This is a genomic window from Psychromonas sp., from assembly GCF_047632995.1.
In the GTDB taxonomy this organism is placed as follows: domain Bacteria; phylum Pseudomonadota; class Gammaproteobacteria; order Enterobacterales; family Psychromonadaceae; genus Psychromonas.
In genome coordinates this window covers 1-13579 of sequence record NZ_JBLIEK010000103.1, presented here as the reverse complement: position 1 = coordinate 13579, position 13579 = coordinate 1, and the positions used below count along the sequence as shown (strand labels likewise).

Sequence of the window (13579 nt, the reverse complement as noted above, 5' to 3'; positions counted from 1 at the left end):
AGAGTTAAATGGAGAGGCTTGTAAAATATGGGATGGTGTAAGGGCTGATAAATTACATATATTCTCAACAAGAAGCATGGGAAAGCGAATAACCAGCATTGAAAGCTTGAACCAGGCGCTTGCTAAGCATATTGGAATTGCAGCGGTTAAAGCAAGAGAGCAAAAATCATTGTGTGGTACTTTGATGGCTTTCGCCGCTAATAGTCCTTTTGATGAAACCCCATGCAGTTATAAACTCCTCAAACAGTTTAACCCACCAACGAATGATACATCTCAACTCCTTAAAGTGATCAGCGATAATATTAATCAACTATTTAAACCAGGCGTTGCTTATTACAAAGTAGGTATAGGCTTATTAAACTTAAGCAGTGAAGCGCACCAGCAATGGGATTTATTCAATCCTCCACAGGGAAACGGTCCTTTAATGAATGTGCTCGATAAAATAAATCAGCGTTATGGCACTGACAGTGCCTTTTTTGTAGCACAAGGCATAGATGAACAATGGTCGATGCGCCGTGAATTATTAACCCCGCAATATACAACGAACTGGCACCATATCCCGCATATTTCCTGTTAGAGTACTCCTACAAAATTTTGATCATTGAGCCACAGGAAAATAACCTCTGATTTAACGACCAAAAATAACCATGATTATTTAATAAATACACTCTCCTTTTGAGTACCCTCAAATACCCTTTATCACGCGGTGTACAAGAGATAGTTATCCATCTTTTCCCTCTTGGGTGTAGAAACCGATCATGCCGTTTTCCTAAGATAATTGCCCACCCTAATCATTTTTAGTTTTCTGTTTTATTCTTCGAGTTGACGAATTTCTAATTGTTCATACGTTTATTTTCATTGCCTCTGATTGCATCTAATTTGAATTTTTTTGAATATTATTACGCGTTGTCATTCTATTTCTCCAGTTAAGTTCATTATGTATTAACTAGGGTGTGTGAATATATTAAACCACGTCACACTTATTATTTGAATCTAAGACATGAATAAGGATGCAAACATCTTATTACCGAATAATTTATTAAGTGAATCCGCTCTAGCGGAAATATTATTAGGAGGTCGGCATGCGTGTGATATGCATAAACTTTAATACGAGTTTTCAGCATGGGGAATTACCAGTCAATAGCCTTCTGATCTCGTTGTAATGACTTTAATAAAAGTATTAATAAGCATAGCTTTTTTATTGTCGCCCATAAATTTATTTGAACCCTGCCTAGATTTACAACACCATAAATAGAAAAGGAGGTTAGGCTTCTTCTTTGTTTATGGAGTTGCTACTAGTTTTAATCCCTTTTTACTCACAATATTCGACGTGACTTAGATCGCAATTGTAAGACTTAAATTATTTCTAAATTTTTTTTACTATAAATAATCAATTTTCACGTATTAAAATGTTAATTTAATGTTTAATAAATGCTTCAAGTTATTACATTTTCTATTTTTTTTATTCAATATCAGACTTTAATTTCCTTTTAAATACTACTTGTTAATGAAGTGTTAATTTTATGTTTCTTGTATTACTGTCTCGTTAACATTATCGTGCTTGAGTCTCATAATTAGCTTGTTGTTTTGTTATTTATTTTGTTAAGAGATTAAGCTCGTCCTCGTGCTTTATCGCACATTAAATAAACGTTCACTCATACACAAAGGATGACTAACGATGAAAAAGAATTTATTTAAAATTGCAGCATTGAGTCTTGCAGTTATAACAACTGGTATTCAAGCTAAAGAATATGAAATTGTAAATGTGGTAAAAATTGCAGGGATTCCATGGTTTAATTATATGGGTAAAGGGGTAGAGCAGGCAGCTAAAGATTTATCAGTTAATGCTTATCAGTTAGGTGGTTCTTCAGTAGATCCCGCACAACAAGTGAAGATAATCGAAGATCTGATTGCTAAGGGCGTTGATGCAATAACCGTTGTTCCAAATGATGTACAAGTACTTGAACCTGTTTTCAAAAAAGCCAGAGAAAAAGGGATCGTTGTTTTAACTCATGAAGCACCGAAGGGGCATAATGCTGATTGGGATATTGAAACAATTGATAATACTGCTTATGCAAAAACGACAATGGACGCATTAGCAGAAGGCATGGGCAAACAAGGTGGTTATAATATTTATGTTGGTTCACTGACTGTTCCACTGCATAACAATTGGGCTGATGTAGCCCTTGCTTACCAAAAGTCTGAATACCCTGATATGTATGAAGTTTCATCACGTATGCCTGTGTCAGATAGTATTGAGGATTCTTACGCTGCAACAAATAATTTAATGAAAGCACACCCGGATATGACGGGAATTGTTTCTTTTGGTTCATTAGGCCCCATTGGTGCAGGTGAGGCAGTTAAAAAGAAACGTGCTAAAAATAAGATGACTATTGTGGGTGTAACGATGCCATTGCAAGCTGCACCGTATTTTAAAAGAGGTGAAATAGACAAAGGTTTCTTATGGAATCCTGCTGATGCTGGTTATGCGTTAGTTGAAGTAGCGAAGATGATTCTAGATGGGAAAAATGTTACTGATGGAATAACGCTTGATAAATTGGGTAGTGCGAAAATTGATACTGAAAATCGTGTTATTAATTTTAATAAAATTCTTGTAGTTGATAAAAATAATGCAGATAAATTAGGCTTCTAAAAAATATATTTAACAAGAGCATCTTTATGGTGCTCTTTATTGAAATCTTTAATAATAGGAGACACCAATGCTAACTGAAGAATTTATTAGCTTAAAAAATACGTCTAAATTTTTTGGCCCAGTAAAGGCATTGACGAACATCAATTTAACTTTTAATAAAGGAGAAGTGCATTGTTTAGCGGGAAAAAATGGTTGTGGGAAAAGTACTTTATTTAAAATTATTTCTGGTGTGTATCATCCCGAACCAGGATCTGAAATTATTCTTGATGGAAAATCATATACAAAATTAAATCCTCATCTTTCAATACAGAAAGGAATCCAAGTTATTTATCAGGATTTATCTCTTTTCCCGAATTTATCTGTTTCTGAAAACATAGCTATTCAAAACCACATCGCATGGACTAAAGGTCTGGTAAGACAAAAAAATATGGATGCCATTGCACTAAAAGCGATGGATAAAATTGGTGTTTCATTACCGCTAACTAAGTTGGTAGAAAAGTTATCCATTGCAGAGTGTCAGCTGGTTGCAATATGTCGCGCGATGGCTTCTGATGCAAAACTGGTGATCATGGATGAGCCGACGGCTTCATTAACGCGTACGGAAGTAAATAATTTAATTAAAGTTGTTAAGGACCTTAAAAGTAAAGGTATTACCGTCGTTTTTGTTAGCCATAAACTTGATGAAGTGATGGAAATATCAGATCGTATAACAGTTATTCGTGATGGTAAAACAATTGGTACTTATCCCGCACAAGATGTTGATAGCCATGAGCTTGGTTTTTTAATGACAGGGCAACACTTCGAGCATACGCCAATTGGAAAATATAGTGAAAACGGACTGATTAAATTTGAGGCCATTAATTTGCAGAAAAAAGGCCAATTCAGTAATATCAATTTAAAAGTACATGCTGGAGAAATTGTTTCAATTACAGGGTTGTTAGGCGCTGGACGCACCGAATTATGCTTGGCGTTATTTGGTATGACGCAGATAGATAGTGGCGAAATTCGAGTGAATGATAAAAAAGTCTCACTTCAATCCAATCGAGATGCCATTAAAAATGGTATTGGTTATGTATCTGAAGACAGAATGGCAACTGGGCTCATTATGGAGCAAAGTATTGAAAGTAATACGACAGTCTCAATTTTACCCAAGCTTAAAAATAAAAATGGTCTATTTGATCATATTAAAGCAAGTAAAATAGTTGGAAAACTTATCTCATCACTATCCATTAAAGTATCCGATTCTTCACTACCTGTGACCAGTTTATCTGGAGGGAATGCTCAGCGTATATCAATCGCTAAATGGATTGCAGCAGAGCCTCAAATTTTGATTTTAGATTCTCCAACCGTAGGTGTTGATATTGCGAATAAAGATAGTATTTATAAAATCATTCAAGATCTAGCAAAAACAGGTGTGGCGATCATTCTGGTAAGTGATGAAGTACCTGAAGTTTTTCATAACAGCCATCGTGTGATGGTAATGAAAGCAGGTGAAATTACCCATGAGTTTAACCCCTATTCATCTTCGGAAGAAGAAATTACGGAGGCTGTAAATGCATAATTTATTCTTGAATAAAATTTTAAAAACTCATGAATTTAATTTGGCAATGATTATTGTAATATTGTTTATTGGGCTTACAGTTAGCACTGAAGGCTTTCTTACCTTGGGTAATATCTTTGATATGTCAGAGAGTACTGCTGTGTTAGGTATTATGGCTTGTGGGTTGTTTGTCGTTTTAATTGCAGGTGGCATTGATATCTCATTCCCAGCTACCGCAGCCATTGCGCAATATGTTTCTGCAACTTATATATTAAGTTTAGGCGGTAATTTTTTCATCGCCTTTGCGATTGCTGCTGCGGTTGGCATAGTATTAGGATTAATCAATGCTGTGTTTGTTTATAAGTTAAAAGTCCCCTCCATCATTATTACCATTTCTACATTAAACCTATATTTTGGGTTGTTAATGTATTTCAGTAAAGGTGAATGGCTGTACGGCTTTCCTGGTTGGTTTATGGATGGCATCCATTTATTTCCCTTTATTGGAAATGATGGATACGATTATAGTTTATCGCTACCTATTATCACCTTCTTCGTTATTATCGTAATTACTTCAATTTTTATGTCTAAAGTCCGTTTAGGGCGACAAATTTATGCCGTAGGTGGTAATGCAGATGCGGCGAGTCGGATTGGGGTTAATATTTTTACAATTAATCTATTAGTTTATGGGTATATGGGGATGTTAGCCGGCATCGCTTCGATTGTACAAATTCAAATTTCACAATCGGTTGCACCAATTACATTAATGGGTTTTGAATTAACAGTTCTCGCTGCAGTGGTGCTTGGTGGGGTAAGTATGACGGGCGGAAAAGGGTCGTTATTCGGTGTTATATTAGGAGTCGCGTTGTTAGCTATATTGAAGAATGGTTTAACATTATTAAGCATCCCATCTTATTGGCATACTGTTTTAACTGGAACGATTATTGTCTTCAGTATCAGCATGACCGCATTAAACAATAAAAAACAAAAATTACGGGAGGTATAATGAATCAATTTCTTGATACATTAAAATTACCTAAAGATGCAAGTGCACGTTATTTAATTGTATTACTCTTTGGTTCATTGGCGTTTATGTTAATTGCGAGTGGCGAGGTGTTTTATTCATTGTCAAACTTACAATCCATAGCATCGCAAATCCCGTTATTAGGTGTATTTGCACTTGCAATGGCGGTTTGTATGTTAACGGGAGGCATTAACCTTTCTATCATCGCCACAACGAATGCAAGTGCTTTGGTGATGGCAAATATTATTGTTATTGCCCCTGAAAGTAGCGCTGTATTAGTGTTGGCTTTATTGGCTGGATTAGTTGCTGCCATTATTATCGGCATATTTAACGGCATGTTAATTGCCTACATTGGCGTGTCTCCTATTTTGGCAACACTAGGGAGTATGACTCTCATTAACGGTATAAATGTATTACTTTCAGGTGGTAGTGTGATTTCGGGCTTTCCTGATAGCTTGCTATTGCTTGCTAGTGGTGCTGTGTTGGGGATTCCCATTCCTTTATTATTACTCGTTGTGATTGGTTTTATATTGTGGGTAATACTTGAACATACCGTACTTGGACAAACTATCTTTTTGCTTGGTTCAAATGAAGAAGCGACGCATTATTCAGGTGTTAACACAAAAAAAACGTTATTGTATGTTTACGCAATTTCTTCAATTTTATGTTGGGTTGCGGCATTAATCATGATGGCTAAATTCAATTCAGCAAAAGCGGGTTATGGTGAATCTTATCTTTTAACCGCAATTCTAGCTTCGGTACTTGGTGGTATTAATCCTGATGGTGGATTTGGACGAGTTATCGGTATTGGCATAGCACTGATCGTTTTACAAGTATTAGAAAGTGGAATGAATTTATTAGGTGTAAGTAGTTATTTAACAATGGCGCTTTGGGGAGGGATTATTATTTTGTTCATCGCTCTAAAAAGACAAAAGGCCTAATGGAGGGATTAAAGTGACAACATATTTTATTGGTGTTGATGTTGGTAGTGGTAGTGCTAGAGCAGGTATTTTTGATGTTTTTGGACAAAAAATAGCAGACGCTAAGTACGATACAAAAATGTTTAAACCTCAGCAACTGTTCGTAGAGCAATCTTCTGATGATATTTGGGATTGTGTTTGCCGATCAGTGAAAGAGGCTTTATTAAAAGCCAATATTGAAGCGGTTCAAGTGAAGGGAATAGGTTTTGATGCGACTTGTTCATTAGTTGTGTTAGATGAAGATGGTTTGCCATTATCGGTTAGTCCAACGGGAAGAAGTGAGCAAAATGTTATTATGTGGATGGATCATCGCGCAATAGATCAAGCGGAGCGTATTAATGCAACGAATCATAATGTGCTTAACTATGTCGGTAATCATATATCTCCTGAAATGCAGACACCGAAATTATTATGGCTAAAAGAGAATCAATCAAATATCTGGGGTAAGGCTAAGTACTTTTTTGATTTACCAGATTTCTTAACGTGGAAAGCAACAGCGAGTAATAATCGTTCCTTATGTTCAGCTGTCTGTAAGTGGACATATATTGGACATGAAAAGAGATGGGACGATGATTTTTTTGCACAGATAGGGTTAAGCGAACTACTTGAAAATAATGCACAGTGTATTGGTAATACAATTCGACCAATGGGAGAAACAATTGAGGATGGACTAACACTTAAAGCAGCAAATGAACTAGGGTTATTAAAAGGCACGAAAGTTGGTGTTTCTATAATTGATGCACATGCAGGTGGTATAGGGGTATTAGGAGCCGTTGGTGTAAAAGGAGAAAAAGTTGATTTTAACCGTCGCTTAGCGTTAATTGGTGGTACTTCTTCATGTCATATGGCGGTATCAGAGTCACCTCGTTTTATCGATGGGGTTTGGGGTGCATACTATAGTGCCATGATTCCTAAATATTGGCTAAATGAAGGCGGGCAATCAGCAACAGGGGTATTGATAGATCACTTTATATCATCTCATCCTTTATATAGTGAGTTAAATAATAAAGCGTTTGAAGAAAAGTGTACTATTTACGAATTACTTAATGCGCACTTATTGCAATTGGCTGGAAGCAAAGATCGTATCGCTTACTTAACAAAGGAAATTCATGTACTGCCTTATTTTCATGGTAACCGTTCTCCTCGTGCTAATCCGAATTTAACGGGATCGATTGTTGGCTTGAAAATGTCAAAAACCATCGATGATATGGCACTTTCATATTTAGCTGTTATCCAAGCTGTCGCCTTAGGAACGCGTCATATTATCGAAGTAATGAATCAATCAGGTTATGAAATAGATACTATCATGGCTGTTGGTGGTGGAACTAAAAATTCTATTTTCTTACAAGAGCATGCAAATGCCACTGGTTGTTTAATGCTATTACCAGAAGAAAGTGAAGCGGTATTGCTTGGTTCGGCTATGTTAGGGGCTGTAGCTGCAAACTTTTACGATGATATTCCTGATGCTATGGCTAATATGAGTCGTATTGGACGGGTCACTACACCACAATCGAACAATATTAAGCGTTATTATGATGCAAAATATCGTGTTTTTCATCAAATGTACCATGATAGCGAAAAGTACCAACAGATGATGACTGACGTGCTTTAATTGATTTACCCACCCCAGTTAAGAACTAATAAACTTAGCTGGGGAAATGAAATGACAACAAAAAAACACTCTAAAGAATTCAAAATTGATGTAATTATCCTCGTTATTGCAAAGAAAAACACACCATTCTGTAGTTTCTATCACATCACTACCAGAGGCTTTTGATCTTTCAAGGTTGTTTTTGCAGAAGTTTATTGGCTATTTATGGCAATTATAGATAAGTGTTGAAATTTATAGGATCGCCTTAATCCAAGCTTCTGCAGCATAGCTTTAATGCATAAAATATAGTTTATAACACCTACCTTCTACATCGCCCTAATTATACAAGGTAGAGCCTATGTAGTGTGGTTATTCCATATAAATAGGTGATAACGTAGTAGCAGTTGTCATCAAACGCAGTACTTCGGGTTCATCTCAACGTGTTTTGTTCATTGCAGAGCTAGATTCACTTAGATGGCTAAGTCACATCTCAATCGCCGAGATCAAAACTCATTCAAATTGAAGTAAATTCAACCTGAAAAGGTCCCCTAGACCAGCATTAAAATCACATTGGTTATTTTTGCTAGCCCATTGTACTTTTATTATATCGTATCAGGATTCTCCATAAGTTCTAATGGATAATCCCCTAGTTTTTCAACCTCAAACCCGTTTGCTTTGAATTTCTCATAATCAAAATTGCAGAGCTCATCACAAGCCAATTTATGAAAATCATAAAAATTGGGCCACCATTTATATCCATCTCCTAGGTTGTGCCCCAGATAAGCATCAACTATATCTTTACCCATTTTTGGTGCCACGTAGAAAGCGCCCATAGCCAGTACGTTTACACCATTTCCGGTAATCGACCTTAAAGCGGCTGGTACACTCTCAACAACTCCTGCAAAAACGCCTGGACATTTGCTGGCAGCAATATGGATTCCCATTCCAGTACCGCAAAACAGTAAAGCTCTCTCAAATTCACCTTCTGAGATTTTTGCTCCGGTCTTTAGGCCAATTCTATGAAACATCTCCGGATTTTCTTCATCTTCAGACCTAACACCAATATCTGTTACAGTCCAACCCTTATTTTTGAGATGTTCTACTATGACTTCTTTTAATGGGAAGCCAGCAAAATCCGCAGCAACCAAAATCTGTTTGTCTTTTATGGTTTTCATATGATGCACCTTTCAATCTATAGTTATTATTCTGTCTTATAAGAATTGATTATTTTTAATATAAAAAACATCATATTACGTCACGTAATGCAATTCAATCAGTTTTTGAAGGGATATTTAGGTGCTGTAAATTTAACAGCTGCTCTATCAATTCTGCGTTAATCTGAGAAGAATAATTCTAATATTTACGCCGGTTATCATTATCCATGCGGTTTGGCTATATCATCATTTTACTATTATCTATCTATATATCGAAGATATTGTCTGCTAGAAAGGTGTCATTGTAAGCTATAAAAAATTCATCAAAGGTGCTAAAAGAATGGGGCAAGTCATTACAAGCAGATATATCTTGACGAGCTAACATGTCAGTCTTCAAAATATGAGTTTAATTTCAGCTTATGTTAAATGGCCAAGTTTGCTATTAAAAATGAGGCTTAGGCAGGATTGTCGTGTGTTAGTTGTTATTTTCGTCGGCTAACTTGTCGAAAAACCATCCATTATCCCCTGAAAATTTACAACGGTTTTTAGTGATAATCGGTCACCATAGTGCGCGTTTTAGTTCGAGAAGGGGTAAGCTGCGAAGGCGGTGTTTTTGTCGGTTTACAGCGTATTAGGCATGTCCCTTGCTCAGATAAACCCTTTAGGAACTCTGGATCACAAGTTTCGTACACTTTATATTTTAATTTATTGAAAATAAGCAGTTAATTTTTTATGGTTTGCATTTATAGAGATCTCTATAAATTCAAAGGCGTCATTTTCCCAATATATAATATCAATTTACAATCATGCGTTAGATCCATCTAACTGTTTTATAAGTCTGTTATTATATAATTATTATCAACAAATAAAATTTTAAATGTGTATTAGTGAGAATGCATGCTAATACTATTTTATCTTCAGAATAATTGAAGTATATGTATACAATTTCTTCACCCACACAAGAAAGGAAGAGCAGTTGTGTTTTTTAATAAAAGTAAGAAATCATCCAAAATTAACCTTGGGGTAATTGAGGCGGAGGGTGAATCAAACGAATCATCTTCTGTTAAATTAATTGAAGTTTTCCATGATGATTTAGGGATATTAGAAGAGCTTTCTAGTCAAAAATTTATTGTTATTGGGCGAAAAGGGGCAGGAAAAAGTGCTCTAGCTAGTTATATATTTCATACAATGAATAATAAGGCTACTGATGAGTGTGAAATAATCAAACATGATGCTATTGAGAGAGAGCTTAATCTTCAAGGTCTAGAAGCGGGGAGTGTATTAAGTCTTGATTTTTATAAATGGCTTGTAATGGTAAAATTAATCGAGCTACTTTTAAAACAAGAAAGTCTATTTAGTGATTTAAAGGCATTTGAAAAACTAAAAGAATTTATTGAAATTAATAGGGGTGGTGTAAGAATAACCGCCAAAAAGGTTTCTAATGAAGAAGTATCAGCATCAAAGGGAAGCAATTTTGAATTCGGTATTGATGCAAAACCACTAAAGTCGTTTATGAAGATTAACGACTTAACTTCTGTTAAACAAGTTAAAAACAGTCCCTCTATTTATGAAATTCTGCCAGACTTAGAGAAAGTTATTAGTAAGTTATTATCTTGTGCCCATCGTTCTGCAAACAAAAATTCTTATTGTCTTGTTTTCGATGACCTAGATATAGGCTTTAATGCATCAAATCCAGAAAGCGTATCTAATTTAATATCTCTTCTGCGTGCCACTAAGCAAATAAATCATCAGTGGGGTCAGTATCATTTTAAGTGCCTAGTATTATTAAGAGACGATGTAGAAAGATTACTTTCAAGTAGAGAAAGTGATTTAAATAACCTTTTCTCCTCATATAGTACTAGTTTAAATTGGTATTCAAAAGGCGAGGACACCGAATTAAAGGCTTTTATTGAGCGTAGAATTCGTAGAGCATTCAAAGAGTCTCAAAATTTGGGAGGTGCTAAATGGCTAAATTTAACAACAGCAATGTTTAAAGATGTTATTGATAAAACTTTTTGCAGACCAAGAGATTTGATTGCATTTTTTGAGCCATTAAGTAGTGAAGAGTATCAATACCCTTTATCACCTGATGAAATTAATAAACTAGCTCGTTGTTATGGTCAGCATATTTATCGAGAATTTCAAAATGAGCTCTCATCATTTTATTCTCAAAAAGAAATTAAATTGATTCTAAAAGTGTTGAAAGTCATACATGGAAATAAGTCTACAATTCCTGAAGTACTTGAATTATTTAGTGGAAGTGATCTTGATGGAAACGAAGTATTAAAAGACCTTTATAATAGATCATTTATCGGAATGCTGAATCATAAAAATCACGTTTTCTTCAAATATAAGTGCTTAAGGGGACATACATACGGGGCTGAGTTAATTTTAGATAACGAAGAGAAATTATTAACTCACAATGTATTCTCGCATCAATTTCAAGATTTCTATTAGATTGTATGTTAACCATTTTAAAGCTGTGTAATCGCAGCTAACAACAGCTGTTTAAAAAGGACAAAATAGTGTCAAACTTGAAACCAAGATACCCTAATTCTGCTGGTAGGTTATTGGCTATTTTAGAGAATGTAAAACCAAACAAACCATTTATTTCGGAGCTAGGACCATTATTTTTTGAAGAAGCCCCAACAAAGGATGCTGCACAAAAAGCTTTATTAAGTATAAGGTCTTTGTCTCAGCTTCATTCTATTTATGCTGAATTTATTAAAGATTTAAGTGAAGCCGACATACCCGATGAAGAAAAGAATGTTCTTATTACAGGGACTGCATCTTTAGTTTCTATGATGTATCCAACTAGCGCTGATCAAAATATGAGAGCAGTTAATGCTGCCGAAAAAGCCTTACTAGAAGTTTGTGCAACTCGATTACCCAAAGAAAATGTCATAGAACCTGATGATATTGAAAATATTTTACAAAGTATTATTGAACTCAAGCAATGTGTCAGTGATTTACCGGCTGGTTCTATTTTGAAAACAATACTTCTTGAGCTAATTAGATTAAGCGAAGATTCAATTAATCGTTTTAACATATACGGTGCAAAAGGTTTAAAAAAAGCCTTTAAAAATATGTTAGCTGAAGTCGCTGAAATATACTTACAAGATGATGAAGAAGTTTCTGAAATAAAAAAATCGAATGCTTGGAAAAAAGCGTCAGAACATTTAAAAATATTTGATAGCGTCGCGGCTAAGGCAATGAAGTACAAACCATTAATAGAACAAGCTTCTGGCTACTTATTAGGTGTAGTATAAATACGTATAACAAGTCGCTTATACGGTAAATTAACACTTAGCGAGGCGTTATTTTTACGGGCTGTATATGCGCATTAAACTATTTATTGAAGCAAATGAGGATGGGGAATGGACTACTGTTTTAAGATCATTTTGCGAGTATTTAATTTCACATGAAGGGGATTCTGGTCTAACAAAATTTGGCATATTAGAGAGTTTACCAATAGTTTCAAATCTCTTGGTTTTTTAAATGCATGGGTTTAGTATGAAACCAGAATTTTCAAAATACTTTATTGAATGGGCTGCTTTACAGAATAGGGTATTTGGAGTTGCCCAAAATGGGGTGGTTTTACTTTCTAATAGTGTAACTGTTTCTGTTCCATTAGAGCATGAAATTGAAACTCCAGAATGGTTAAAGTAAACATAACTAATAAGGATAGGTCGTGTGAGCAACGCGAACCACGACTTAATCCGATTGTTGGACAAGTCCGGGCGTTTATCTCTGCTATTAATAGTAAATATTTAAATTGGGGAACGAGGTACTTGACTCGTTGTTGGTGAAGGTTTTTTTCTGGTCGAGTGTTACCGCAATTGCGGTAGAAATTCTCAGAAATTTATTGATTTAAAATATTTTTGTGTGTTTTTACCGATGGAAATATCTGGCAAGTTAAACGAACAAAAGCAGCAGGGTGGTTAAACTACCCAACCATTCCACGTATTAATGGAACCCACGAAACAGCATTAGATTTTAGCCAATTATTGTATAACTTAGATGAAGTTAAGCCGGTATTGCATTGGTTATATCAACCAATATCGGGAACAGATGCACTTAAATTTATCAAAGCTATACAAGCGATTTTTTATGCTCACTCTATTATCAGTGAAGGCACCAATCGAACTTTATTGGATATAATAGATCATGTTTGTCGTGGTATAAATATCAAGCCAGACTTACAACTAACTCAGCTGTACCTACAAAATCTTGGCATTAAAAACTATTATCAAGATGGACTGGAAAATAATTTACATGAATTGTTAATGACACCTGATATGCAGTTTAAAGAATTGACCGAAACTATGACTGAGTTTGATTCTGAAATGGATCATGCCGCTATACATTTATTGTCAGCTTTATATACAGTCGCAAGAAACTTTGCAGAGCATAGAACTAAAAAGAAATTAACGCTGAGCAGTGCGTTTAGCGATGAGTTATTTAATTTTATAAATTTAGGTTTACAGCGAAATTTACAAATAAGTTTGCCTGCAAAGTCAGACAACATGTCAGTTAATGATATTAGAGAAAGTTGTAAAGAAAATTGGGATAGTCATGCCGCAGAACAACATGCGAATTTAACGGAAGTGATTTCATATTTAATGGGGCGAATGAAAAAG

11 protein-coding genes are annotated in these 13579 nt (G+C 35.2%); 10 read left to right on the top strand and 1 reads right to left on the bottom strand.

Annotated features, from left to right (window positions below; translation table 11 throughout):
* The 6 genes from ACJAT7_RS14730 to ACJAT7_RS14705 form a co-directional block, all read left to right on the top strand.
* Positions 1-577: DUF4113 domain-containing protein (locus ACJAT7_RS14730; protein WP_415227560.1), on the top strand; the 577-nt coding region annotated here is incomplete at its 5' end.
* A 1101-nt stretch (positions 578-1678) separates the two neighbouring features.
* Positions 1679-2653, top strand: coding sequence for an autoinducer 2 ABC transporter substrate-binding protein (locus ACJAT7_RS14725; RefSeq protein ID WP_415227559.1), 975 nt, complete (start codon positions 1679-1681; stop codon positions 2651-2653).
* Positions 2654-2720: 67 nt separating this feature from the next.
* Positions 2721-4214: a sugar ABC transporter ATP-binding protein gene (locus ACJAT7_RS14720; RefSeq protein ID WP_415227558.1), complete on the top strand. Its 1494-nt coding sequence runs from the start codon at positions 2721-2723 to the stop codon at positions 4212-4214.
* On the top strand, positions 4207-5196 hold the full coding sequence (locus tag ACJAT7_RS14715; protein WP_415227557.1) for an ABC transporter permease: 990 nt from the start codon (positions 4207-4209) through the stop codon (positions 5194-5196). The genes ACJAT7_RS14720 and ACJAT7_RS14715 overlap by 8 nt, the downstream gene beginning before the upstream one ends.
* Positions 5196-6155, top strand: a complete 960-nt coding sequence (locus tag ACJAT7_RS14710; RefSeq protein ID WP_415227556.1) for an ABC transporter permease — start codon at positions 5196-5198, stop codon at positions 6153-6155. The genes ACJAT7_RS14715 and ACJAT7_RS14710 overlap by 1 nt, the downstream gene beginning before the upstream one ends.
* A 13-nt stretch (positions 6156-6168) precedes the next feature.
* Entirely contained in the window at positions 6169-7806 is a 1638-nt protein-coding gene (locus ACJAT7_RS14705) for an FGGY-family carbohydrate kinase (RefSeq protein ID WP_415227555.1), read from the top strand.
* A 581-nt stretch (positions 7807-8387) separates the two neighbouring features.
* Here the strand turns inward: ACJAT7_RS14705 and ACJAT7_RS14700 are convergent.
* Complete coding sequence (locus ACJAT7_RS14700; protein WP_415227554.1) at positions 8388-8960, bottom strand: RpiB/LacA/LacB family sugar-phosphate isomerase; 573 nt, start codon at positions 8958-8960, stop codon at positions 8388-8390.
* A gap of 957 nt (positions 8961-9917) precedes the next feature.
* Between ACJAT7_RS14700 and ACJAT7_RS14695 the strand changes: the two genes are divergently transcribed.
* The 4 genes from ACJAT7_RS14695 to ACJAT7_RS14680 form a co-directional block, all read left to right on the top strand.
* Positions 9918-11396, top strand: a complete 1479-nt coding sequence (locus tag ACJAT7_RS14695) for a P-loop ATPase, Sll1717 family (protein ID WP_415227553.1) — start codon at positions 9918-9920, stop codon at positions 11394-11396.
* A 68-nt stretch (positions 11397-11464) separates the two neighbouring features.
* Positions 11465-12208, top strand: a complete 744-nt coding sequence (locus ACJAT7_RS14690) for a hypothetical protein (protein WP_415227552.1) — start codon at positions 11465-11467, stop codon at positions 12206-12208.
* Between the two features lie 244 nt (positions 12209-12452).
* Complete coding sequence (locus ACJAT7_RS14685) at positions 12453-12608, top strand: hypothetical protein (protein WP_415227551.1); 156 nt, start codon at positions 12453-12455, stop codon at positions 12606-12608.
* 212 nt (positions 12609-12820) lie between these two features.
* A partial coding sequence (locus ACJAT7_RS14680; protein WP_415227550.1) for a hypothetical protein occupies positions 12821-13579 on the top strand: 759 nt, incomplete at its 3' end.